The sequence below is a fragment of the Bradyrhizobium sp. C-145 genome, from assembly GCF_023375135.1.
In the GTDB taxonomy this organism is placed as follows: domain Bacteria; phylum Pseudomonadota; class Alphaproteobacteria; order Rhizobiales; family Xanthobacteraceae; genus Bradyrhizobium; species Bradyrhizobium zhanjiangense.
This window is the reverse complement of sequence record NZ_CP088150.1, coordinates 8756737-8781052: the sequence shown is the minus strand read 5'-3', so window position 1 is coordinate 8781052 and position 24316 is coordinate 8756737. Positions and strand designations below refer to the sequence as shown.

General features: G+C 59.2%; 24 protein-coding genes. 16 read left to right on the top strand and 8 right to left on the bottom strand.

Annotated features, from left to right (window positions below):
• Together LRP30_RS41340 and LRP30_RS41335 are read right to left on the bottom strand one after the other, a co-directional pair.
• On the bottom strand, positions 1-1233 hold the full coding sequence (locus tag LRP30_RS41340; RefSeq protein ID WP_249758538.1) for a thiolase family protein: 1233 nt from the start codon (positions 1231-1233) through the stop codon (positions 1-3).
• A gap of 24 nt (positions 1234-1257) precedes the next feature.
• Complete coding sequence (locus tag LRP30_RS41335; protein WP_249758537.1) at positions 1258-2046, bottom strand: enoyl-CoA hydratase/isomerase family protein; 789 nt, start codon at positions 2044-2046, stop codon at positions 1258-1260.
• Positions 2047-2124: 78 nt separating this feature from the next.
• Between LRP30_RS41335 and LRP30_RS41330 the strand changes: the two genes are divergently transcribed.
• The 3 genes from LRP30_RS41330 to LRP30_RS41320 all read left to right on the top strand — a co-directional run bounded on the left by LRP30_RS41330 (position 2125) and on the right by LRP30_RS41320 (position 5292).
• Positions 2125-2910, top strand: a complete 786-nt coding sequence (locus LRP30_RS41330) for an SDR family NAD(P)-dependent oxidoreductase (protein ID WP_249758536.1) — start codon at positions 2125-2127, stop codon at positions 2908-2910.
• A 10-nt stretch (positions 2911-2920) separates the two neighbouring features.
• On the top strand, positions 2921-3631 hold the full coding sequence (locus LRP30_RS41325) for a TetR/AcrR family transcriptional regulator (RefSeq protein WP_249758535.1): 711 nt from the start codon (positions 2921-2923) through the stop codon (positions 3629-3631).
• Positions 3632-3738: 107 nt separating this feature from the next.
• On the top strand, positions 3739-5292 hold the full coding sequence (locus tag LRP30_RS41320; protein WP_249758534.1) for an AMP-binding protein: 1554 nt from the start codon (positions 3739-3741) through the stop codon (positions 5290-5292).
• A gap of 114 nt (positions 5293-5406) precedes the next feature.
• Here the strand turns inward: LRP30_RS41320 and LRP30_RS41315 are convergent, their stop codons facing one another.
• Together LRP30_RS41315 and LRP30_RS41310 are read right to left on the bottom strand one after the other, a co-directional pair.
• Positions 5407-5718 (bottom strand): hypothetical protein, encoded by a 312-nt coding sequence (locus LRP30_RS41315; RefSeq protein ID WP_249758533.1) that lies wholly within the window; start codon positions 5716-5718, stop codon positions 5407-5409.
• Between the two features lie 307 nt (positions 5719-6025).
• On the bottom strand, positions 6026-6469 hold the full coding sequence (locus LRP30_RS41310) for a PD-(D/E)XK nuclease family protein (protein WP_249758532.1): 444 nt from the start codon (positions 6467-6469) through the stop codon (positions 6026-6028).
• Positions 6470-6543: 74 nt separating this feature from the next.
• On the opposite strand from LRP30_RS41310, the gene LRP30_RS41305 reads away from it, so the two are divergent.
• A complete protein-coding gene (locus tag LRP30_RS41305) occupies positions 6544-6957 on the top strand; it encodes a VRR-NUC domain-containing protein (RefSeq protein WP_249758531.1) in 414 nt (137 codons plus the stop codon).
• Between the two features lie 67 nt (positions 6958-7024).
• Here LRP30_RS41305 and LRP30_RS41300 read toward each other — a convergent pair whose 3' ends face one another.
• The gene (locus tag LRP30_RS41300) at positions 7025-8068 is read right to left on the bottom strand and encodes a helix-turn-helix domain-containing protein (protein WP_346016197.1); all 1044 of its coding nucleotides are present in this window, start codon (positions 8066-8068) and stop codon (positions 7025-7027) included.
• 110 nt (positions 8069-8178) lie between these two features.
• Here LRP30_RS41300 and LRP30_RS41295 point away from each other — a divergent pair, with 110 nt between their 5' ends.
• The 4 genes from LRP30_RS41295 to LRP30_RS41280 all read left to right on the top strand — a co-directional run bounded on the left by LRP30_RS41295 (position 8179) and on the right by LRP30_RS41280 (position 11976).
• On the top strand, positions 8179-9378 hold the full coding sequence (locus LRP30_RS41295; protein WP_249758530.1) for an adenylate/guanylate cyclase domain-containing protein: 1200 nt from the start codon (positions 8179-8181) through the stop codon (positions 9376-9378).
• A 308-nt stretch (positions 9379-9686) separates the two neighbouring features.
• On the top strand, positions 9687-10481 hold the full coding sequence (locus tag LRP30_RS41290) for a haloacid dehalogenase type II (protein WP_249758529.1): 795 nt from the start codon (positions 9687-9689) through the stop codon (positions 10479-10481).
• 24 nt (positions 10482-10505) lie between these two features.
• Positions 10506-11285: an MOSC domain-containing protein gene (locus LRP30_RS41285; RefSeq protein WP_249758528.1), complete on the top strand. Its 780-nt coding sequence runs from the start codon at positions 10506-10508 to the stop codon at positions 11283-11285.
• A 217-nt stretch (positions 11286-11502) separates the two neighbouring features.
• Positions 11503-11976, top strand: a complete 474-nt coding sequence (locus tag LRP30_RS41280) for a nuclear transport factor 2 family protein (protein WP_249758527.1) — start codon at positions 11503-11505, stop codon at positions 11974-11976.
• 549 nt (positions 11977-12525) lie between these two features.
• Here LRP30_RS41280 and LRP30_RS41275 read toward each other — a convergent pair.
• Entirely contained in the window at positions 12526-13467 is a 942-nt protein-coding gene (locus tag LRP30_RS41275; protein ID WP_249758526.1) for a pyridoxamine 5'-phosphate oxidase family protein, read from the bottom strand.
• 18 nt (positions 13468-13485) lie between these two features.
• Here LRP30_RS41275 and LRP30_RS41270 point away from each other — a divergent pair, with 18 nt between their 5' ends.
• Positions 13486-14166, top strand: a complete 681-nt coding sequence (locus LRP30_RS41270; protein ID WP_249761946.1) for a TetR/AcrR family transcriptional regulator — start codon at positions 13486-13488, stop codon at positions 14164-14166.
• Between the two features lie 274 nt (positions 14167-14440).
• Positions 14441-15457 carry a D-cysteine desulfhydrase family protein gene (locus tag LRP30_RS41265; RefSeq protein ID WP_249761945.1) on the top strand — a complete coding sequence of 339 codons (1017 nt, stop codon included), beginning with the start codon at positions 14441-14443 and terminating at the stop codon, positions 15455-15457.
• 358 nt (positions 15458-15815) lie between these two features.
• Here LRP30_RS41265 and LRP30_RS41260 read toward each other — a convergent pair whose 3' ends face one another.
• The gene (locus tag LRP30_RS41260; RefSeq protein ID WP_249758525.1) at positions 15816-16715 is read right to left on the bottom strand and encodes a LysR family transcriptional regulator; all 900 of its coding nucleotides are present in this window, start codon (positions 16713-16715) and stop codon (positions 15816-15818) included.
• Positions 16716-16834: 119 nt separating this feature from the next.
• Between LRP30_RS41260 and LRP30_RS41255 the strand changes: the two genes are divergently transcribed.
• From LRP30_RS41255 to LRP30_RS41245, 3 genes are all read left to right on the top strand, one after another.
• On the top strand, positions 16835-17269 hold the full coding sequence (locus tag LRP30_RS41255) for an organic hydroperoxide resistance protein (protein WP_249758524.1): 435 nt from the start codon (positions 16835-16837) through the stop codon (positions 17267-17269).
• Positions 17270-17336: 67 nt separating this feature from the next.
• Positions 17337-18056, top strand: a complete 720-nt coding sequence (locus LRP30_RS41250) for an SDR family oxidoreductase (RefSeq protein ID WP_249758523.1) — start codon at positions 17337-17339, stop codon at positions 18054-18056.
• Positions 18050-18514 carry a RidA family protein gene (locus LRP30_RS41245; protein ID WP_249758522.1) on the top strand — a complete coding sequence of 155 codons (465 nt, stop codon included), beginning with the start codon at positions 18050-18052 and terminating at the stop codon, positions 18512-18514. Before LRP30_RS41250 ends, LRP30_RS41245 begins: the two co-directional genes overlap by 7 nt.
• Positions 18515-18817: 303 nt before the next feature.
• Here the strand turns inward: LRP30_RS41245 and LRP30_RS41240 are convergent, their stop codons facing one another.
• Positions 18818-19417: a glutathione S-transferase family protein gene (locus LRP30_RS41240; RefSeq protein WP_249758521.1), complete on the bottom strand. Its 600-nt coding sequence runs from the start codon at positions 19415-19417 to the stop codon at positions 18818-18820.
• Between the two features lie 290 nt (positions 19418-19707).
• Here LRP30_RS41240 and LRP30_RS41235 point away from each other — a divergent pair, with 290 nt between their 5' ends.
• From LRP30_RS41235 to LRP30_RS41225, 3 genes are all read left to right on the top strand, one after another.
• Positions 19708-20109 (top strand): hypothetical protein, encoded by a 402-nt coding sequence (locus tag LRP30_RS41235; RefSeq protein ID WP_249758520.1) that lies wholly within the window; start codon positions 19708-19710, stop codon positions 20107-20109.
• Entirely contained in the window at positions 20110-21741 is a 1632-nt protein-coding gene (gene actP / locus LRP30_RS41230) for a cation acetate symporter (protein WP_249758519.1), read from the top strand. It abuts the gene before it with no gap.
• Between the two features lie 725 nt (positions 21742-22466).
• Positions 22467-23966 carry a CoA-acylating methylmalonate-semialdehyde dehydrogenase gene (locus tag LRP30_RS41225; protein WP_276017364.1) on the top strand — a complete coding sequence of 500 codons (1500 nt, stop codon included), beginning with the start codon at positions 22467-22469 and terminating at the stop codon, positions 23964-23966.
• The last annotated feature ends 350 nt before the right edge of the window (positions 23967-24316 follow it).

Below are 24316 nucleotides of genomic sequence, written 5' to 3'. Positions count from 1 at the left end.
TCATCTCCCGAGAATGGTAACAACAGCGGCAGCCTCTTCGACTCCGATGAAGCCGCCGCCGTTTTCAGCGATCGCGAGACGCGCGTCCGCGACCTGCCGGGCGCCGGCCTCGCCGCGGAGCTGCTGCACGAGTTCGTAGATCTGACCGAGTCCGGTGGCGCCGATCGGGTGCCCCTTCGATTCGAGACCTCCAGACGGATTGACCGGAATTCGGCCGCCCAATGCGGTCTCGCCACGCTCCGAAAACGACCCCCCTTCACCGATTTCGCAGAACCTCAAGTTCTCTATCTGGACGACTTCTGCGAACGCTGATGCGTCGTGCACCTCCGCGACTGACATGTCCTGCGGTCCGACACCGGCCTGGTCGTACGCCTTGTCCGCTGCACGTCGACAAATGTGTCCCTCGGCATCGGTCCATTCACGGGAGGATCCGCTGGCGAGAGCGCAACCGATAACGCTGACCGGCCGGACGTTGGAAAGTCGCTGCAGTGCTCGCTTGGTGCAGAGGATCGCTGCCGCGGCGCCGTCGCTGATCGGCGAACACATCGGCAGCGTGAGTGGCCAGGCGATGAGCTTGCCCGCCAACACGTCTTCGACGCTCATGTCGTTCTGGTATTGCGATAGCGGGTTCAGCGTGGAATGCCGGTGGTTCTTGGCGGCGACGGTCGCGAGCTGACGTTCGGTCGTGCCGAATTTGCTCATGTGACCCTTGGCAAGAGACGCGTAAAGCTCCATGAACGGGCTTGCTACCCCTGGCCCGCGCCCCGCCGGCGTCGGGAAGCCGGCCCCGATCGAGACGAGGCGCTCGGCAAGGGCCTTCGACTCGTGCACGTCCCACCCGCCATCGAAGACAGCCGCAGACTTCACTCGGTCTACGTCGTACATCTTCTCCGCGCCTACCACGAGCGCGATTTCAGCAGCGCCCGCACGAAGATGATTGATCGCCTGATAGAAGGCCGTGGAACCGCTGGCGCAGGCATTCTCGACGTTCACGATCGGAATGGATTCGATCCCGATCTCTCGCAAGGCGATCTGACCGCGGATCAGATGCTGCCCCTCGATGATCGACTGGGTCGTATTCGAGAAGAACGCGGCCTCAACGTCCGATGCCTGACAGTTGGCATCTTTAAGCGCCTGAATAACGGCCTCGGCCACAAGCGATTTCAGGGACCGATCCAACCAGCGGCCGAAGCGCGTCATACCAACGCCGACTACAAAGACTTCTTCCTTCATGACATTTGCTCCCTGGAGTGGCTGCTATCGGCCGAGGAAATTCGGCTTGCGGCGTTCGCGGAACGCCGCCAAACCTTCGCTTCGGTCGAAGCTCCTCGTGTGCAAATTGCTTAGAGATTGTTCCAGCGCGAGGCCGGCCGCCTCCGACATGTCGAAGGCGTGCTCGACGAGCTGCTTCATGCGCGAGAGCCCGATCGGACTTTTGGCCGCGATGGCGTCGGCGATTGCATCGGCGCGCGAATGAAGCTCTGCGGGCTCGACGACTTCGTTGACGAGGCCAAACTCCGCCAGTCGCTCGGCAGGCAATAGCTCGCCCGTGAACAGAAGTTGTTTGGCGCGCCCGATTCCGATCCGACGAGGCAAGCGAATGCTGCTGCCGGCACCGGGCACAAGACCGTAGTTGGCGTGACCATCTCCGATCGATACTCCACGTGCCGCGATGATGATGTCGCAGGCCAGCAGTAATTCCAGGCCACCACCGACCGCTATCCCGTTGACCGCGGCAATCGTCGGTTTCGGACTTGCTGCAATTCTCGACATGAGGGTTGTCGCGCTCAGAAGGAACGCTGCGGTAGCTTCATCACGTTCGTGATCAGGCAGTGTTTCAAGGAATTTGAGGTCCGCGCCTGCGCAAAACGCGCGACCAGCGCCCGTGAAGACGATCGCCCGAACTGACTGATCCGCCAGCATCTCGGCGAGGCCAAGATCCAGGGCCTTCAACAAGTTCGGGCTCAGACTGTTCAACTCCTTGGCGCGATTCAGCGTGAACCAGGCAGCCGCAGCGCGTCGTTGAATGGATAGCTCTTCCGTCATTTCGTTCGCTCTCCGCTATTTACTTCAGAGTAAAATAATTGTACAGAAAGTCAACCACGATCTTGAAGGAGCCTACTCATGACCAATATCCTCGACCTCAAGGGACGCATCGCGCTCGTCACCGGTGCAGGACAGGGGGTGGGCCGGCAGGCCGCGCTGCACCTGGCTTCCAGCGGCGCCGGCGGCGTGGTGGTCAACGATTTCCATCTGGATCGGGCGCTGGCTGTTGCCGAAGAGGTTCGCGCGATGGGCGGCTCCGCCATCGCCGTTCAGGCGGATGTCACGGCGCTCGAGTCGGTCGCGGACATGTTCGCGCAGGCGCAGGAGGTTTTTGGTCCTGTCGATGTCCTCGTCAACAATGCCGGCAATGCCGGCCCGACGCAGGATGTTGCGGACATCAAGCCGTTTTGGGAGACCGGCCCGCAAGACTGGGCCACCTGGCTCGGTACCAATTTTTACGGCGTCTTGAACTGTTGCAAAGCGGCTTTGCCGAATATGATGTCGCGACGATATGGGCGGATCACCACAGTAATTTCGGATGCGGGCCGCGTGGGCGAACCCCACCTCGCGGTCTATTCCGGCGCGAAGGCGGGAGCTGCCGGCTTCATGAGAGCGCTTGCCAAGGCCGTTGGACGGTCGGACATCACCGCGAATTGCGTTGCACTGTCGGGAATCCGTACGCCCGGAGTGTCCGGCCTCATCAGTGATGAAGCGGTGGCCCGAATGCTCAAGAGCTATGTCATCCGCCGCCTGGGTGAACCGACCGATGCCGCCAACATGATCCTCTTTCTGAGCTCCGATGCGGCGAGTTGGATCACCGGCCAGACCTATCCGGTCAACGGCGGGTACGCCGTCTCCTCGTGAGGACGCACATATGCACCGGATCGCCCCCCTAGCTGATTGTTTAAGTCAGTCCCTTCTGGTAATCGCGGGACGAAGGGAGACAAAATTGCCTGCACGAAGGGCTGACGCCTGGAAAGACGCTGGTCAGAGTCGCGACGACCAGTTCGCAGCGAAGCGGGCTGCCCTGATCCGGAAGGCTGCCAGAGCCTTCAGTGCGCGCGGCTTTTACAATACCTCGCTCGACGACATCGCGGCAGAACTCGGCGTCACCAAGCCGGCCCTCTACTACTACGTCAAGAACAAGGAAGAGATCCTCTACGCCTGCCACCAGATCTCGAACGAGCTCGGCGCCCAGGCGATGACCTACGCGGAGAGCGTGCCCGGCAACGGGCTCGATCGGGTGGTGGCGCTCGCGCGCCGGTACGTCGAACTCCTGACGGGCGAATTTGGCGCATCCGCGGTGTTGATGGAGTTCGATGCCCTCCAGCCCGAGAACAGGAAGACGATCGTAGCCGGCCGAAACCGCTTTGATCGTCGTTTCCGGGCTCTCATTGCAAAAGGCGTCGACGACGGATCCATCCGCAAAGTCGATCCCAAACTCACTGTCTTTTTCTACATGGGATCGGTGAACTGGATGACCCGCTGGTTTCGACCGGATGGCGCCTTCAGCGGACAAGAAATGGCGGATCGGTTCGCCGACTATCTGCGAGAGTCCATAAGGGCGCGCTCGGACCAAACCTGACATACTAGAACCACAGGCCGCGCTGATTTCGCGCATCACAAAGGCTTGTCGACCATTTTACTTTGAAGTCACTTTATAGCCGACAAAGACAAAACGGGAGGACTGCGATGAACTTGTCGATCCACAGCGGCCTGACCATCGCCGGCCAGACACTTCGCGCCCTGCGCAGATATCCCGACCGGATAGCGTTCTCATCCGAGATCGGGACCCTCAGCTATGCTGGGGCGGTAGACTTGATCGGACGTATTCAGTCGGTGTTTTCGCGCGGTGGGCTTAAGCGAGGCGAGCGCGTCGCCCTGCTCTCCGAGAATTCGGCGGAGAGCTGGTGCACCGCCGTTGCAGCTCAAGGGTTGGGACTAAGCGTCACATGGCTCCATCCGAAGGGTTCACTTGCAGACCATTCCTTCCAAGTGGAGGACAGTGAATCGGCCGCCATCGTCATCTCCACTGCGACGCATTCCGAGCGTGGCAGAGATTTGGCCTCCAAATGCGGGAGCGCTGTCAAACTGTTCTCTTTGGGCGCCTTTGACGCCGCCCCCGACCTGTTGCAACTCGCTGCGGATAGCGGCGCGACCACGGCGGTCGATCTGGCCGAGCCCGATGATATCGCACTTGTCCACTATACCGGCGGCACGACTGGTCGAAGCAAAGGTGCAGTTCGGTCGAATCGAAACGCGGTCGCCTTCGCGTGCGTGAGCGTTCTGGCCGATATCGAATTGCCGGAGCTCCCTCACTATCTGGCTATCGCCCCGAACAGTCATGCAGGCGGAACGATGCTACTTCCTACCTGGCATCGGGGTGGAACCGTTCATACGGTATCAAAGTTCGAAGCCGACCGGGTTTTCAACGCGATTGAAAAGGGACGGATCAACATAACATTCCTGGTACCGACGATGCTGTACGCGTTGCTGGACCACCTCGAACTCGCCCGGAATGACATCGGGTCGCTTCAGTGCATCTATTATGGTGCGGCACCGGCATCGCCGCAAAGGCTGCAGCAGGCGATTGATCGGTTGGGGCCGATTCTGTCACAGGGATACGGTCAAACCGAGTGCTACCCAATTTCAGTGCTCCGGCGCCAGGACCACTTGGTCCCGGAGCTCTTGACGTCTTGCGGATTGCCGGTAGCGAACTGCGAGGTGCGTCTGTTGGACAGCGCGGGTCGAGAGGTCCCGGTTGGCGAGCCCGGCGAGATATGTGCGCGCACTCCGGCGGCGATGGATTTCTACTGGCGTCAACCCGAACTCTCCGCCGAAACACTTCGAGACGGGTGGGTGCATACCGGCGACGTCGCACGCATGGACGAACGCGGGTACATGTTCATCGTCGATCGCAAGAAAGACCTCATCATCTCCGGCGGATTCAATGTCTATCCGCGAGAAGTCGAGGATGCGCTGACCAACTGTCCGGGAGTAAAGATGGCCGCCGTGGTTGGCTTACCAGACAACTATTGGGGCGAAACGGTCGCGGCTGCCGTCATCGTGGAACCGGGATCCGACATCACAAAGGACACGATCGTCGCTCACGTCAAAGCATTGAAAGGAGCGATCCACACACCGAAGCAGGTTCACATCGTTACCGAGTTGCCACTCACCTCGCTCGGCAAGATCGACAAAGTAAGGCTCCGACAAAACCTAATGGCTAACAATGCGGGCCGATAGCACGACACACGCGATCATCAAAGGCAGACGAAAATCCAGTAAAGGCCGAAGACGCCTGTTGGCGAAAGGAAAAGGAGCGGTTGGACGCTGCGCTGCGGCGTGCGCGGGGCTAGTCTAGTCGTGCCCGGCCCGCCAAAGACCGGCGGCCCGTGCAATGGGCTTACTGGGCGAGCACTCGGGACAAGTGTCGCCGATCGACCCCAGCACCTCCAAAATTGCGGCCGAGGCTGCGTCTGGAGAGACCCCTGGCGGGGGCTCTTGGCGCGCGATGGAATTGGCTCGTTCTCGGGCATGTGGATCGGCACGATCTCGCATCCAGCCGTGATCTTCGCACTCCCGAATGGCATGCGCCTCGGCCAGTACATCAATCGCCCATCCGCGCAGTGAGCGGATCTTCGACGGCTTTCTCTTGGCGGGCCCCAGCATCGAAAATCCTTCGTGCAGGACGAATCGATCAAACCCAAATTCGTTCCGGCTACTACTCGATGGGCTCTGTGATCGGAGTTAAGTCTTGGGCTAGGCATCAAACAGGAGAAGAGCATCGAATCCTTCCCAATTGAGCCGCATATTCGATCGGGATGGCCCGAGTAGCTTCCGTGTGGAGTGCAGAAAGTCTCTGTCCGGTGGCCGAACGTCAATCACTCCCCCACAGGACGACCTCATGCCGGGCAACTGTAGCGGGGAGTCAGAGAGCTTCGCGAAGGGCGGGGGAGCCCATCTTCGCGCCGGTTGCCTAATCGGTCGCCCTGATCCAATCGGTGCGGCCCGAAGTCATGTAAACAACCGCACCGCGCTGCGCGCCAAGTACGCGCAGATATTGGCGGAGCTGTTCTCTGTAGGCGGAGCGGTTGCGCTCACTGGGCGCGACGTCACTTTTCCAATCGAACACGACCAGGTCGCCATTGTCCGCTCGGGCGATGGCATCCGCTCGCCCCGAAATCAATTCGCCGGCGCCCGCGGTCGACGCGCAGTACAACGCCACTTCCGAAGCGAACCGATGAATGAATGGCTGCAATTCGGGGAGGGCGAATGTCCCCAGAGCCGTCTCCGCCATCTCAGCGGGATCGGGCTTGCCGCCCGTGGTCGTGTCCGTCGCGAGTTGTTGACAGAGCAGGTGCGCCCGTTCTCTCGCCTCGCCGCCGTTCGTGGCGAGTTCGCTGGTCGCCAGTTCCTCCATAAGCTTATGTAGAATGACGCCGCGCAGGCGACTACCTTCGATCGCCGCTGGAGTGTCGAGCGCACCCCGACCTGATGCACGTGCGCGACGGCAAGGTGTCATTCGTCGAGGTCAAGGCGGAAGGCGACGCCATACGTCGCAACCAACTGATCCGCCTGCGCCAACTGGAGAACGACGGCATCCCGGTTGAGATCGGCCGCGTGGACTACGGGTTAGACCCGGAGCAGGACTACGTGGTCGTCGATATCGAGACTACAGGGGCCTGGTCGTCCGGTGATCGCATCACCGAAATCGGAGCGGTCAAGGTCCGTAACCATCAGGTGGTCGACGAGTGGCACTCTCTCGTCAATCCGCAGCGGCCGATCCCCGCGAAGATCGTCGAACTGACCGGCATCAGCAACCAGATGGTCCGGGACGCGCGAGCTACAAGGCGACAGAACCCCGGTTTGCCTGAGATGTTGTGTGATGTCTGCTGCCCGAAAATGTGACCGTGCAGCATGGGACAATGAACTCGCCCAATTTGGCCGACATGCCAGGCAGGTTGGAGCAATGTCCTCAGAGGTTGCGGCGGATTTCGCGGACGCCGCAACCTAGCCTCCGACGCAGCAGCGCGCGCAGAGTCACGCCTTCAGCATAGCCGACTTCAGCGGCGATCTGGTCGACGCTGGCCTGGCTGGTCTTGAGCAGATGCACGGCGCGCTCCGTCCGCAGGTCCTGGAAGTAAGCGAGGGGCGTCTTGCCCAGTACGCTTTGCATCCGTCGGGCCAGGGTGCGCTTGCTGGTGGCGAGCGCTGCCGCAGCATGGTCGAGCGAGAAGCCCTCGGCCAAGTGTTGCCGCGCCCAGCGCTCGAACTGTTGCACCAGCGGATCGGCGTGAGCCAGGTGGTCGGCGACCGTGTACGCAGCCTGGGAGGTGCGCACATCTGTCACAAGGTATTTCGCGGTGAGGCTGGCCAAGTCGGGGCTGGCGCGCCGGATCAAGGTCAGCGCCAGGTCGAGATGGCTAAGCGCCGCGCCGGCGGTGACTACCGCGTTGGACTGCACGATGATTCGCGACTCATCCAGCCGCACGAGCGGATAGCGCTGTCGGAACAGCGGCGCCAGCCACCATGTGGTGGTGGCCTCCTCGCCATCGAGCAGGGCCGCTTCCGCCAGCACGAACGTGCCAACGCACGCAGCCGCGGTCAGCGCGCCGCGCTCCGACCATTTGCGCAGCATCGCGCCGGCCTCGCGCACCTCGTCGCTGGCCAACGCCTGTACCAGCGGTTCCGGCTTCAAGTGGTTGATGGCGGGCATCAACACCACGTCCGGTGTCTGCGCGCGCGCCGCCGCGGTCACCGGCACGCTCAGGCCATGCGTGGTAGTGATGATCTTGCGCAGGCCCACCACCTTCATCTGGAAGCGCAGCGAGGAAAGGCCGGTCATCTCTGCCAAAGCGTTGGCGGTGCCGAAGGCGTCGAGTGCCGCGGCCAGGCCGGTATCGAACACGCCATTGAGAGCGAGAATGTGAACGCGCATGGCAATTATGATATCAAACTTGGCGAACTTGCCAATACCTAACCAGCGCCGCGGCTGCCTACTTTGCGCATCCCGGTTCACCTCGCCGCGCGGCTGGGTCCAACCGGCGCCGCAGCCCCTCACAAGTAAGGGGATTTGTCGTGACTTCAGGCCGCTCCAAGCGGCTCCAGGTCACCACTCAGGAGTAAGATATGAACGCGCCGTCAAACATCGATGACGTCACAGAGCATGCGGACAGCGACGTTCTGCACTGGCTGACAAACGACACGCGCGACGAGCGCTTCCTCGACAATATTTTCGCTGAGCTGTGCCTTCGGCTCCAGCGAGCGGGCGTTCCGGTCAAACGAGCGACGCTTCATCTCATGATTGTCCATCCGCAGTGGCTCGGCTCCCGGATCATGTGGGCCGACGGGATGCGCGAAGCCGAGCTTAGGAGAGTGGACTACGATGTCAGGGAGCGCTCCGACTACATCGACAGTCCCGCAAACGAACTCCATGACGGGGCCGCCGAGGTGCGCGAGAATCTGGAGCGCGACCCCGCGTTGAGCCGCAAGCACGCCTTCTATGATAGGATGCGGGCGAAAGGCCTCACTGACTATGTGGCGTGGCCGCTGTACCATACATTGGGCAAGCGGCATATTGTGACCTTTGCAACCGGCCAGCCCGGAGGTTTCGACGACGCGCATATCGCCGGCCTGTTACGGCTGTTGCCCGTTCTGGCGCTGGTCAGCGAAATCCGCATGAAGAACCAGCTGGCGCGAACGCTGCTCGAAACCTATGTCGGGTCGCACGCCAGTGAACTCGTTCTGGCTGGCGCCACCAGGCGCGGAAGCGGAACGACCGTACGCGCCGCCATCATGATCTGTGATCTCCGTGATTTCACCCGGATCTCCGACAACTGGCCGCGCGATGACGTGATTGATCTTCTGAATGGCTATTTCGACGCGATGTCGGAGCCGGTTGCGCGACATGGCGGGGAAATACTGAAATTCATGGGAGACGGTCTGCTCGCCATCTTTCCGCTCAGCAACGCGTCGGCCTGCGCAAATCTGCTGCATGCCGTGGCCGAGGCCCGCCAGGCCATGATTAACTTGAACCAAAAGAACGGCGAAACCGGCCGTGAGCCGCTTAATTACGGCATCGGCATCCATGTCGGCGACGTCATGTACGGCAATATCGGGTCACAGACCCGGCTCGACTTCACGGTGATCGGTCCGGCAGTCAACATGGCTTCGCGTCTCGAAACCCTCACCAAACAGCTGGGGCGAACGGTGCTGCTGTCCCGCGCGTTCGCGGACTTCGTCAATAGCGATTTCGACCTCGAACGCGTCGGCGAATATCCGGTGCGCGGCTTCAGTGATCCAATCGACCTGTTTGCGTATCACGGCTGAATTCCGGTCCATTGGTCAATGCCGGAGCGCCCGAGTGGGTTAATCGGCCTAGGGAGCTCGCGGATGCTGATCGGCGGGCGAGAGACCGCTTCGGGAAATGGGTGCTCGCCGGGGAGCGCGCCACATAAACTTTATACTTGAATTGTACCAACTAGTATGTACGATGTTATCGAGCTCTTGAGCTGATCGCGCGCGTATTCGCGTTCAACACCATGAACAACAAGCGAGGCTCAACGGACAGGTGCTCCGACCTACAATCGCTGTGCCCCGCACTGACCTCCAACGACTGAGCAACTATGGAAACTCGGATGATCCGTCAGATTGAGCCCAAAACAACGACCCGCCGTGACTTGTTGCGGATGACCGGCGCGGCCGCTGCAGCAGGGGGAGCCGCGCAGGTGTTTGGCACGGACGCGTTTGCGCAGACGGCGGTGGGTAAAACCAAGGCGATCGGATTCGATGCGTTCACGATATTCAACCCGCTCTCGGTTGACGCGGTAATTGATGAGATCTTTCCCGGCAAAGGTACTCAGTTGGCCAGCGCTTGGCGCACGCGAATCTTCGAGTATTGCTGGCTCAGGACACTCAACCACACTTATGTAGATTTTTGGCACATCCTGGACGATGCGTTGGTGTTCGCGTTCAAGGCTGCGAAGATCGAGCTCAAGCCGGACGCGCGCGACAAATTCATGGATGCCTTCCTTCGCGTGAAACCTTGGCCAGAGGCGGTCGAGGCGCTTAAATCGATGCGGCAAGCAGGGATCCGACTGGCTTACGTCTCGAATCTGACTCCCAAGATGTTAACGGAAATGAGCCAGAGCGCCGGCATCCTCGATCTATTCGAGCACATTTTGAGCACTGATCGCGTGAAGGCTTACAAGCCGGACCCGCGCGCCTATCAGATGGCTGAGGTTGTGTTCAATTTGCCGCGCGAAAGTATCGTGTTTGCGGCGTTCGGGGGGTGGGACGCAGCAGGTGCCAAATCGTTCGGCCTCAATACCTTCTGGGTCAATCACGTGAACGCCCCCATTGAGGAGTTGGGGGTGAGGCCAGATGCTATCGGGACGACGCTCACCGAATTGGCAAGATACGTCACTGCATAGCCCCCCTGCGACGAAGTGGACGTCATGCCAGCTCAGGTTTCAGGATTGTCTAGATACCCGATCAAGGGGCTCTCATACGAGCCCCTCAACTCGGTGACATTGCAAGCCGGTCGAGGTGTGTCAGGCGACAGGGCATTTGCATTGGCGCTGCCTGCGACCGTGTTTGACGAAACAAATCCTCAGCCGCTAAGCAAATTCGAGTTCATGGTGCTGGCACGCCAGGAAGCCTTGGCGCGGTTGAAAACATCTTACGACGGCAGCACCGGATTGTTGTCGGTGATCGACGGCACTGAAAGATTGTCGGAAGACGTCCACTGTGCCGAGGGTCGCGCCGCGATCGAAGCGTTCTTCGCGCGATTTCTTCCCGAAGATCAAAAATCATCGAAGCCGCGACTCGTCACTGCGGCCAATCTTTGCTTCACCGACGTCGGGGTGCACTCGTCCGAGCTCATGCACGCTGTATCGGTGCTTAACCTGGCTTCGGTTAGGGACCTCGAAGCGCGTATCGGTGAGCGGCTCGATCCGCGCAGGTTCCGGGCGAATATTCTCGTCGAGGGACTCGATCCGTGGGTGGAGAACGAGTGGCTAAACCACGAGCTAATGCTGGGTGCCGTTCGGTGTAGGGGCATGCGGCTGACCCGCCGTTGTCCGGCCACTGAGGTCAATCCTGACAGCGCAATCCGGGACATCAATGTCCCCCGTGAGCTAATGCGCTTTTTCGGTCACATTCATCTCGGCATTTATCTTACCGTGATCAAAGGAGGAGTGTTGCGCATCGGCGACACGGTCACTGCGGCCGGTTAGCAACCAGCACGACACGGTGATCCAGTGTCGTGCGCGTCGCGGGTTCATCACGGTCGACCGTGGGCCTGGACGGTGCGCCAGCTGTCCACGGGCCCTTGGTGAAATAGGCCGTACAGGCATAGCAATCATAGCCGCGCAGCGCGTAGGGCCCCTCGCAAGTCTGTCGAGCAAGCTTGCGTCGTTTTGTTCAATCTAAACCTAAAACGAGGAATTCGTCGTGACTGAGACCCGCCCCCCATTTCCACCTTTTACTCGAGAGACTGCTACGCAGAAGGTGCGAGGCGCCGAAGATGGTTGGAATTCCTGCGATCCTGAACGGGTTGCGCTGGTCTACACGCCGGACAGTTACTGGCGAAATCGATCGGAGTTTATCCGAGGTCGCACTGAAATAGTTGCGTTCCTTAGGCGCAAATGGGCGAAGGAGCTCGACTATCGCCTGGTCAAGGAGCTTTGGGCATTCACGGAGAATCGGATCGCTGTGCGGTTTGCCTACGAGTGGCATGACGATAGCGGTAACTGGTTTCGTTCTTACGGGAACGAAAATTGGGAGTTCGCCGCCAATGGATTGATGGAGAAGCGCTTTGCTTGTATCAATGATCTCCCGATCAAGGAATCTGAGCGCAAATTCCACTGGGATCGTTCACGACCGCGCCCCGTAGACCACCCAGGGCTCACAGAGCTCGATCTTTGAAGCTCGGGGACGGGGTGCTTTTGTGTGCTGTCATGGTCGCTGCTCCGTGAAGCAGTTAGCTCTGCTTGAAATGGCCCGCGGCGCATCTCGCGCTTGATGGCAAAGTGCTTGGCTCCGTCGCCATCGCGCGAGATGCAACGGCTCGTGTTGAACAAGAGCGCGCGGCAGCCCGTGTATCTTGGGACGCTCTCAGCAATTGCAGGTGGCGATTAGTTTGCTCTCGGGGTGGGGGCCGTCGAGTCGGGGGTGCATCACGTCGATTCAAGTGAGGTAACTCCGAAACAAACCCACATGATTCAGAGCCTTGTCGCAGCCACCTGGCCAAAGGTCGCGCGAGCGGAAGCGCACATCACATGTTGGCTCCATCGGAGCCTGCAGCCCGAACGCTGCTCCTGCAACTGCTGCCGTCAACAGAGCGTTCCGGCGGGTTAGAGTTAGCATCGCTGTCTCCTTACTTTTTTTGCGAAGACGGCCATTCGCGGTCCGCCGACCGAAGCCGGCATCTCCTGTCAAGCGATCGCAAACCTCCTATAGGGGAATTTTGGCGTCCTAACCCTCCGTCCCCAGATGCGGCGAGTAGCTGACAAAGTCGAACAAATGCGGAAATGCACCCTCGCGGTTCAAGACGCATTGGATGTCGAGAAAGATGAGCCTCTCAATCCCAGCGGACCGCGTCGTCTCCGAAACGTCCCAGCAGATCCTGGCTCTGCCGATGACGTGCAGCATCCGGCCGCTCTGGAAGTCGATGAACAGAAGCCCGGTGCGCGCGTCCGTTTCCAGATTGCCGAGCGTATTGAAGAGCAAGTTGCCGCTATAATCCGGGAAGCTAAGTTCGTTTGACGATATCACCCGCACGAAGCCGGGACGCCCGCCGCGGTGGGAGATGTCGAGACCTTGCGAGGATTCTTGCGGGTCGAGTTGCGGCGACCGAGATGCAATAAAGAAAGTATCGGCCTCGGTAATGAAGCTGACCTCGTCATCGCCCAGATGGGACGCCGTTCGGGTTTCGGGCGGGAGCCTGGAGGAGATCCGCGGCCTTTCGCTACGTGCCTGAATGTATTTCGGGCAATTTCCAAAGCTCTGTTGAACCCTGATCGAGAAACCTTCGCCAATAACGCAATTTTCGATGCGGCCGTTGACCCGATTTCGGCGACGCGTCGAAAGTTCGATTCCGAGGCCCCCGACCGGAACACCATCTCGAATACACGAATGCAAGGGGGCACCCGGATCGGGCCATGACTTGATGGTAAGCAGATTCGCTTCCGAAGAACTCATGAACCCCGGAGGGCCAGACAAAGTGGTGGCCCAGGGGTGCCCGTTCTGATCCGCCATTCCCACAAGCATAAACGGTAGCGCAGCGAAGAACGCCCGGTGCTGCTCCGGCATGTAGTCTCGGATGACTGCACGCCCTTTGAGTTCGATGCGATCACGCACGCCGGCAAGGCTTTGAATCGTTTGCTCGCCAACGTGAAAGGGAGACGTGGCCTTCATCGTAATAGTACCGTGATCATGACCGCACGCCTTGAGAAAACATGGCTGATCCCCGTTATCGACAGTCGTCTTTACATACTAGTAGTTACAGAATACAATCACGTTCAGTTGATTCGATGCGATCATGAGGATGTCATGAAGGCGAAGGGCGAGCTTGTTAAGGCGGCCAAGAAGCTGATGTGGGAGCGCGGCTACGAAGGCGTAAGTCCCCGCGACTTGCTGGAAGAAAGTGGTGCAGGGCAAGGCAGTCTCTATCACCACTTCAAGGGAAAAATGGACCTCGCGTCGGTGGCTCTGGGTGAGGTTTCCGATGAAATGTGTGAATTCGCGCGCGAGACCGTCGGAACAGATGGTTCTGGGTTGGACCGCGTCTTCCGCTTTCTCGACGTTGCTCGCGACGGGCTTAAGGGTTGCAGGATGGGTAGATTTGCTTGCGAGACGTCCATCGCCGAGGTTTCGTTGAGGAAACCGATCGAACGCTATTTCCGCGAACTGCAGCAGCTCCTTGCGGCAGCTCTTCGTGAAGCTCAAGCCAACGGAGAAATCGCGAAACGCCTCGATGCCAACGAGCTTGCGCTGATGCTCATAACTGTCGTGCAGGGCGGCTTCGTCGTTTCGAGGGTTTACCGCGATCGAAACGCCATCAATCAAGCCACTGAGATGGCCAAGTCCTTGCTCAAACCGCTCCCTCGCCGTTGAGCAGGGGGTCGCAATCTTCAGGTTGAAATAGACGCCGGGATCACGGAGGAGATCCCGGCAAGTCTCGGAAAAGGCCTGACCTCCAAGTCGACAGTTACGCAGACCAATCAGCCGGTCGCCTTCGCGGGAACATCGCGATGTAGCTCGTTTTGGCGCGGGTAATTGAGCGGCCTCGACGAACGTTTCACGGAACGGGAGCTCATGATATTGAACGGTTTCTCCCTTTCCCATCACTTTACCCTACGAAGGCGCCTCCGTGACCAAAACACTCGACTTGCATCTTCGGCGTATGCCTCGCGTCGCTCTACTTGATCTAGCGACTCCGATCCAACGGCTTCGACGAATTGAAGCTGCACTAGGGGAGAAGTTGAACGGAATTGGTCTCTTTGCGAAGCGGGATGATGTGATGGGCCTTGGTGGGGGCGGCAACAAGTTGCGGAAGCTCGAATTCCTTTTGGGCGATGCTATTGCACAAGGCGCGGATACCATCATCACCGTTGGTGGGCGACAGTCCAACCACGCGCGGCTGACGGCTGCTGCTGCCGCGCGCTACGGACTGCGTTGTGAATTGGTTCTCGGGCGCGTGGTAGCGCGTGACGACGAAGACTATACGCAGAATGGCAACATCATTCTCGATGACTTGTTCGGCGCGACAATTCACGATGTTGCTGGTAACGCGAGCACGCTTGCCGTCGCCGAGGAGCGCGCAGAAATTCTCCGGGCGAGCGGTCGGAAGGTCTACGTAGCTCCGACTGGAGGGTCGTCCTCAGTAGGGTGTCTTGGCTACGCAGCATGCGCGAGTGAAATTGCGGCACAATCGGCTGCGCAGGACATCCATTTTGGGCACATAATCGTGCCAAATGGCAGTGGCGGGATGCATGCTGGCCTGTCGGCGGGCTTCGCCGCCCTCGGCGCAGGTGCAGCTAAAGTCAAGTCGTTTGCGGTGCTGGCAAGAGTTGAGGACGCTCGCCGAGGGACACTTGAAAAAATCAACGCGACGTTGGGGCTGCTTGAATCTCCCGGTGTTTCCTCGGACGAAGTCAATATTAGCGGTGCACAGCTTGGCGAGGGTTACGGCATTCCGACCGAGGCGATGAAAAAGGCGGTTCGGCTCATGGCTCGCCAGGAGGGCCTTCTCCTTGATCCGGTCTATTCGGGCAAGGCCTTCGCGGGCTTGCTGGACGACATTTCCAATGGAGCCCTCAAGCCCGGACAAAATGTGCTGTTTATCATGTCTGGCGGAACTCCGGCGCTATTCGCCTATCGAAAGGAATTTCGGTCTCACGAGTAAAAAGTACCGTTGAGATTAAGCGAGGAAATAATTACCGAGGCCGGGGTGGTACGTCGTAACCATAGAGAGGTCGGTGCGATCGTATTCGAGTGCACGGATTTGTCGCCGTTTCCGGATGATGTGCGGCGTGCATTGCAGCTACATTTGTAAACTTGGTTCATATTCATTTTCGAATACGGTCGGTCTCTATGGCGACCTCCAGGGGGCGCCGGTTTAGCGATGCAGGACATCGAGAGTTTGGATGTCTTGGCCATTGCTATAGAGCCCGAACCTTTGCACCATGACAGATACTAGAGCTACCGGAGACCGGCAAAGTTCGGTTGCCTTCGCGGCAACGTCGGTATCTAGCTCTTTTCGTCTAAGGTAAAGTCCACAAGGGGCTCTTCCAGGCCCTCAACGCTTCAAGGAATACGTGTAGCCTTGAAGGCAAGAAATTCCTTGTGGGATAGACGGCGTGCACTTCGAGTTGCCTCGAAGCCCAGTCGGGCAGCAACCTCACAAGTTCGCCTTTTTTGATCTTGTCGTTGCAATAGGTCGAGGGCAAAAGACCGATGCCGTGCCCTCGATAGACAAACGTGCTGACCGATTGGAAGTCTCGACTCGAAATAGGCCCCGCTACTCGGATTTCCGCTCGTTTGCGTCCATTCAGTAATTCCCACTCCGCTTCGTTGTTCTTGCCGTTGAGCAGGACACACTGATGTTGCCCGAGGTCGGCGGGCTTGGTTGGAGGCTTGCGATCCTTCAAATATTCAGGGGAGGCGACGACATAGCGAACCTGGCTGCCAAGCTTCTTGACAATCAAGCTCGAGTCTTTCAGTTCGCCAAAGCGAACGCCGACATCGACATTTTCCGCGATCAGATCCAGGAACAGATTGGTGATGAAAAGGTCGACCTTGATCTTTGGATAGAGTTTCAGGAAATCAGAGATAAATTCGAGAAAAGGATCTTGCCCCAAAACCACGGGCACGGAGATCTTGAGTGTACCCTCCGGCTTCCTCTGCGTCTGTGTCAAAACCCGCTCAGCGTCGAACAGGAGGTTCAGTGGTTCACTGCATTCGTGGAAATAATCCTGGCCTTGCGAGGTGAGCGCGAGCTTTCGCGTCGTCCTTTGCAACAGTGTGACACCCAGTTCCGCTTCGAGTGCCGAGACCTTTCGGCTCACGGTGGAAACCGGCATGCCAAGAGCGTGTGAAGCACGGCTAAAGCTTCCGAGCTGCGCAACCTTCACAAATACAGCTATGTCATTCAGATCAGCCATTTTGGCAATTTTCCCATAAATGGAAATGTAATTCCAGATATTTCCGCCTAATCAATCCGGCCGGCTGCGCCCATTCTCGTCCCACCAGCGAACGACAAGCCCATGAAGAGGAGAAAGCCATGCCAACCAATGTCTTATACAGAACTAATGCCACAGCGACGGGAGGCCGTGTCGGTCATGCGGCGACGCCCGACGGAAACCTGAAGGTCAGCCTGACCCGGCCCAAGGAGCTCGGTGGCGACGGTGCCCCGGGCACCAATCCGGAGCAGCTGTTTGCCGCGGGTTATGCCGCTTGCTTTCTGAGCTCGATGCAGTTCGTCGCGACACAAGGTGGCCCGAAAGTGCCGGCCGATACTACCGTCAAAGCGACCGTGGGAATTGGTCCGCGCGCCGAGGGCGGTTTCGGCCTTGAGGTCGGCCTCGCGGTTTATCTGCCCGGGCTGGCAAAGGCTGATGCTGAGACGCTGGTGCAGAAGGCCCACCAGACCTGCCCCTACTCGAACGCAACGCGGAACAGCCTCGACGTGCGCGTAGACATCGTCGCAGCGCAGTGAAGTTTCGAGCGGAAGGGTTCAGCCGACTGACCTTCCGACGATCAACCCAAAAACAACGGAGAATATCATGAGCAAGACAGTTATCGTAACAGGTGCTTCCCAGGGCATCGGTGCCGGCGCCGTGAAGGCGTTCCTCGACAAGGGCTACAACGTCGTCGCGACATCGCGCAGCGTGAGCAAGTCGAAGGAACTGCCAACGTCCCCCAGGCTCGCGCTGGTTGACGGCGATATCGGTGATGCATCAGTGGCCGCGAAGGTTGCCCAGACCGCAATCAGCAAGTTCGGTTCGATCGACGCGCTGGTCAACAATGCCGGCATCTTCTTCCCCAAGGCATTTACCGATTACACTGGTGAAGATCTGAAGAAGCTGTCGTCAACGAACCTGGAAGGCTATCTTTACATCACGCAGCATGCCGTGAAGCAGATGCTGGCCCAGAAGTCGGGCGGCAGTGTCGTCGGCGTCACCTCGTCGCTGGTCGAAAACCCGATCGCAGGCCTAACCGTTTCGGTGCCGATGATCACCAAAGGCGGCCTGGAGGCCATGACCCGCAACTTGGCAGTCGAATATGCGAAGCAGGGCATTCGCTTCAACACGGTCGCGCCCGGCATGGTGGACACCCCCCTGCACAAGGACGATCCGCACGAGTTCCTGAAGACTCTCGCCCCGTTGGGCACGGTCTCCAGCGTCAAGGATATCGTCGATGCGATCGTCTATCTGACGGAAGCGCAGAATGTTACCGGGGAATCGCTGCACGTTGATGGCGGCGCGCATTCCGGAAGATGGTAAGCGCGGAAGTCAGCCTGCGGGAGTTGGGTATCCAACTCCCGCAGGCACCCAAGCCTTTCGGCGCGTACGTCGAGGCAGTGCAGACAGGCAATCTGCTGTTCCTCACCGGCATGCTACCTGTCGAAAACCAGAAGCCGAAGTTTGTTGGACGTGTCGGCAAGGAACTGGACGGCGCGGCAGGCCGGGAGGCGGCACGGCTGGCGGCCCTCAATGCCCTGGCCGTTGCCAGAGAGCGCCTGGGATCGCTCGACAACGTGAGCCGCGTGGTCAGGCTCGGTATCTATATCGCAACTTCAGGAGATCTTGTTGATCAGCCAAAGGTAGCGGACGGCGCCTCTGAACTGTTCAACCAAGTATTTGGCCCAAACAAGATGTCGGCCCGGCTTGTGATGGGCGTTGCGAGGTTGCCGATGGACATGCCGATCGAGTTAGAGGTTATCCTGGAAACGAAGCCGTAACCTATGGACCGGCTGGTATGTCATTCAATCAGCACCAAGGGCTATCAGCCATCGATCGACCGCGATGGGAACGCCATCGACCGAACGACAGCGACGGCAAAATCTCAGCTCGGATCGCTGCCGCGGATATAAAAAAGCGCCGGGACCTCCAAGGAGATCCCGGCGAGTCTGGGAGAGGGCGCCGAAGGGCGTCTCTTTGCCGGTCAAGACAGACCGGTTCCTCCGACGGGAGGCGGATTGCGTGTGGCAAGCCTGGGCAATTGCACGGCGGCTAACGGGCATGCCGATGCACTAGAACTTTGGTCACTGAGGATGCTTTGTGCTTGTCATGCTTGGCCGCAAGGCAAATTGCTCCTGCCAGGCAGTCAGTCGCGGCCGTCGTGATCGCCAGGGGCGGTCACCGAAGCGAAAGTCTAGATATTCGAGGGCGCAACCGACGGTGATGGAGCCGAGGTCAGGATCGAGTGCAGGTGCATTGGCGTCAAGGACGTCGAGGACCTTGCCGATCCGATCAAACTGAGCATCGACCCATCCGCTCCAGCGGTAGCTTTCAGGCCGTAGGGTTTCTTGGCGGCAGACCACAGCGCGGTCCATAATGTCCAGGCCAAACAGTTCGAGCTTGAGCACTTGCCGTCGGGCTGGCCCAAGCATCGGCAGCAGTCCACCGTCTGAGAATTCATCCAGGTACTCACAGATTAAGCTGCTATCGAAAAGAACCTCCCCTGTATTCAATTGAAGCGTCGGTATGCGGGTCACCGGATTAAGCGCCGAAAGCTCCGGGTTCTCTTTGGTCGGCATTGCAGATGTCTCAATGAGTTTGACACGATCGTCGATCCGCAGCTCCTTGGTAACCACCACAACCTTTCGAGCGTAAGGGGAGTTCGGCGACCAATAGAGCTTCATGAGAAATCTCCCGGGTGAGCCTGTGGGTTGATGCTGACAAACACGACGTGTCCTTTTAGTGGACACGCCGATCGTCCTTCGGCGGCGTATTCACTGCTCGCCGTCGCTAGATGTCTTCCAGTTCGGCTTGCCAAATGAGCCTATGAACTTGGTGTGTCCGGGCGAAGCGATTTGAACTGAACGCGGTATCTGTCACGCCGATAAGACGGAGGCCAGAGCCTGCGACCGGTCGATTGGTCGCGCTGAATTGCTCTGGCGGAGCCATGCGAAGCAATCGATAGACCCTGCGAATGCAAGATGAGCCATCCGGCAATCTCAGGAGAAGATATGGCTATCTCGAAAAAACGTTTGATGGTTGCGCCAGCGGTTGCCTAGCGTTGAACCAACATGATCGCAGAATAAGCGGCGCACACTCAACTCTAGACAGGGAGGGCAATTTGCACAGAACAGATGAGGTGCATCCGTTGCGCGTCGCCGCCAACAGGCCAGACACGCTCCGTGTCCGGTTGATGATCGCGATGATCCTTGCATACCTGGCGATGATGGCCTTCGTCATCTATAGCGCACGGCACCCGGCGCCCGCCACTATTGCCTCAATAACCTTTAGTCCAGCGATGATCGCGTTGGCCAGCTGCATGGCTTTCAGCGTCATCTTGACCGGTTTATTCGTGTTCATGCGGCACGGAGATTGAATGATGCGTAAGTCACGGAATGGCATGAGCCTCTTGCTCGCGATTGCATATACGTTCGGGGTTAGCGGATCGGCGTACTCGGCGCAGCCCGAGGCTCAAGTACGCCAGGCGGACGTTTCGACCATCTTATTCTTCGTGGTCTTCGCGGTGCTTACGCTGCTCATCAGCTTCTGGACGGCGCGCCGCGCAACCAGTTCATCGGAATATCTTACGGCTGGAAGCTCGATCTCGTCAGGACAAAATGGCCTTGCAATAGCGGGCGACTACATGTCCGCCGGCGCTTTCCTCGGTCTGTCGGGCGCGATCTATGCTTCAGGCTTGGATGGAATGTTCCTCGCCGCCAGCTATTTGGCCAGCTGGCCTATTGTACTATTTCTCGTTGCGGAGCCACTGCGCCGCCTTGGGAAGTATTCCTTCGCAGACGTGCTAACTCATAAGTTGAGAGAACGGCCGGTTCGCATCCTGGCGGGTTCTTCCACCCTCGTAATCGTGAGCTTCTACCTCGTGGCACAAATGGTCGGCGCGGGGGAGTTAATTTCCTTGCTGTTCGGAATCGGCTACGCGCCGGCGATCATCATGGTTGGAATGCTCATGATTGTGTTTTCGACCCTCGGCGGCATGCGGGCCGCTACGTGGGTTCAGATCATCAAGGCCGTCCTGATGATCGGCGGGAGCTGCATAATCGCGGTGCTGGTCTTGGTCAGGTTCGGATTCAGTATGTCGGATCTCTTTAAGACGGCGGTGAGCAATCATCCAATCGGTGACAGGATTTTGGATATTCGTAGTTTCGCCCAAGACGGAGTCGCCACGTTGTCGATTGGCGTCGGAGTCCTGTTCGGCACGGCTGGGCTGCCTCATATCCTCATGCGTTTCTTCACGGTTAGCGACGAGCGGGCAGCGCGTCTGTCAGTGTTCTACGCGACCTGCCTGATCTGCTTGTTCTTCGTGATGCTGTTCTTTATCGGATATGGCAGTATCGCGCTCCTCCGTGGGGATGCCACCTACGCCAGTGCCAGTGGCGCGCTCTTTGGCGGGAACAATCTGGCTCCCATCCATCTGGCGAGGGCCGTGGGCGGAAGCATCTTGGCTGGTTTCATCTCTGCGGTTGCGTTTGCGACGATCCTGGCGGTTGTCTCTGGATTGCTCATAGCGGGTGCCTCGTCGGCTGCCAACGATCTCGTCGTAGGTTTGTCCGGACGGCAACTCACTGAGCGGACGCGCCTCCAGATATCGCGGATCTCCTCGGTTGCATTGGGAGTGCTCGGCATATTGCTCGGACTGGCATGCGAGGGCCAGAATGTGGCTTACCTGCTCGCGCTTGCCACGGCGATCGCAGCCAGCGCCAACTTCCCTTTGCTGATCCTGGCAATCTACTGGGACGGCCTGACGACGCGTGGTGCGGTCATCGGAGGCACCTTCGGCCTTATCTCATCGGTTGTTCTGACGGCTATGGGCCCGACGATCTGGTCAAAGGTGCTGGGTCTTGGCCCCGCGATCTTTCCGTACGACTCTCCGGCGCTCTTCACCTTGCCGCTGACGCTGCTTGTCTGCTGGCTGGTATCAATCACCAAGGCAGAACCTGAGGGGGATTGGCGCCTAACGGAGCCATCCGTTGCCCGATACGTGGAATAGATCGATGTCCGAGCCCGATCTGAACGAGCAGTCGGTGGAATGCGTCCGCCTGGAATTCGATAACTAACCGGTTCAACTGAGGGAAGTCCGATGCTGATGATTTCTTGCGGCATGCGGTGCGGCCGTTCGGAAGAGGAAAAGCGCGCTCGATCAGCCGGCCTGCTACTCGTCGTCATCGGGGCGACCGTCGAGCCCCTGAGAATCATCAGGGAGGGAGCGGCATCAATTTTGTGGAACACGGGCAACATCTAACCGAGTTCGTCGAGGGTAGCGCGCACGACAAGGAGCTGATCGCACGTTTGAAGTGAGAGCGGAGATAGCTATGCCCTATATCGAGTGTCATATCGCCGCCGGTCGCACGAAGGCCCGTAAGACGCAGCTCATCCGCGACATTGTCAAAGTCACCCACGAGTCGATCGGGTCCCAAGATTATCAATGTTCTGCTGTTCGAGCATACGCCCGATAACATGAGCATTTCGGGACGCATTCACGGCGAGAAGCCAACATAATTCGCGGGAGAAATGCGCAGCGAGCGTGGTCAATCGTAGGCTGACCGTGGAGCGCGGGCGGAGGGACGAGCACGGCGATCCTTGAGGCTCTGCAGCCGCTATCTGCCGATGTCTTCGACGGTAGCGGCCCAACCGGCATAAGCTTGTGCGTCACCGGTGTTTGGGATGGGTTGCCAACTCTTCGCATTGATCATTGAGGAAACAAGGAGGTTCATCGTGGTTACGCAAGTTCAGCATTATATCAATGGCCAGCGCGTCGCTGGCCGCAACGGGCGGTCATCGTTCGTGTTCAATCCTGCAACAGGCGAACAGGCCGCATCGGTGCCGATCGCGAACGCCGCGGATGTGGCGGATGCAGTCGCGGCGGCAGTGAAAGCTGCACCTGGATGGGCGGCGACGACGCCGCTGCGGCGGGCCAGGATCCTCAACCGGTTCCTCAGAATTCTCGAGGAACGCACCAGCCAGTTGGCAGACGTCATCGTCGCCGAGCATGGGAAGGTCCATTCCGACGCGGTCGGCGAGATTCAGCGCGGCATGGAGGTCGTCGAGTTCGCGACGGCCGCCCCGCAGCTTCTGAAGGGCGAGATCACCGAGAATGTTGGGACGCGCGTCGATAGCTACTCGATGCGCCAGCCTCTCGGCGTGGTCGCCGGCATTACGCCGTTCAATTTCCCCGCCATGGTGCCGATGTGGATGTTTCCGGTGGCCCTGGCCTGCGGCAACGCCTTCATCCTGAAGCCCTCCGAGCGCGATCCATCGGCATCCGTCATCGTCGCGGAGTGGCTCAAGGAAGCGGGCCTGCCCGACGGCGTCTTCGGGGTGGTCCATGGCGACAAGGAGACCGTCGACGCGCTGCTGCATCATCCCGACATCTCGGCGATCAGCTTTGTAGGATCCACGCCGATCGCAAAGTACATCTACGAGACGTCTGCCAGCACCGGAAAGCGCTGCCAGGCGCTGGGCGGTGCCAAGAACCACATGATCATCATGCCGGACGCCGACATGGACCAGGCAGTCGATGCCCTGATGGGCGCTGCCTTTGGCTCGGCCGGCGAGCGTTGCATGGCGATCTCCGTCGCGGTGCCGGTCGGCGAGACAACCGCGAACCGGTTGATCTCCGCGCTGGAGCCGAAGATCCGCAGCCTCAAGATCGGGCCCGGTACGGATCCGGAGGCCGAAATGGGCCCGCTGGTCACCAAGCAGCATCTGGACAAGGTCCGCGGCTATATCGACGCCGGCGTCGCAGAGGGTGCCAAACTGCTGGTCGACGGCCGCGGCTTCAACATGCAGGGCTACGAAGACGGTTACTTCATCGGCGGGTCGTTGTTCGATCACGTCACGCCCAACATGAAGATCTACAAGGAAGAGATCTTCGGCCCCGTCCTATCCGTCGCCCGTGCGCCCGACTACGACACCGCCGCACGCATGATCAACGAGCACGAGTTCGGCAACGGCACCTCGATCTTCACGCGCGACGGCGACGCGGCGCGGGAGTTCGCGCACAAGATCAAGATCGGCATGGTCGGCATCAACGTGCCGATCCCGGTGCCGATGGCGTTCCATTCCTTCGGTGGATGGAAGGCGTCGATCTTCGGCGACCATCATATGCATGGCCCGGAAGGCGTCCGCTTCTATACCCGGATGAAGACGATCACGAGCCGCTGGCCAACCGGCATTCGCGCCGGCGCCGAGTTCGTGATGCCCACCATGTCCTGATCGTAATACCCGGCCCGCTGCAGAAGAAGGCGGCGGGCCGGCCCGGAAAACTGGACTATAGCCTTTCCCGAGGCAAGCCGGCTTACGAACAGTTCTCAGCTCCTTCGCAAGGCGCCGAACGCAAGGGTGATCGGCTACCCATTTCGTGTACTCGGATGATGCCGCTCACATGCACACGTGGCTCTCTCTCCATGAAACCTATATGGCCGGCTACTTCGCTGGCCTTCAAGGGGAAGATGGATTTCCAAATCTTGCTTTTACTCTTCATTGGTGGTGTTGGCACACTGGCAATTTCGTCGGTCATCACACCATGTGCTCGCAGCTTGAGGCTATATTACTCGTCTACGGGC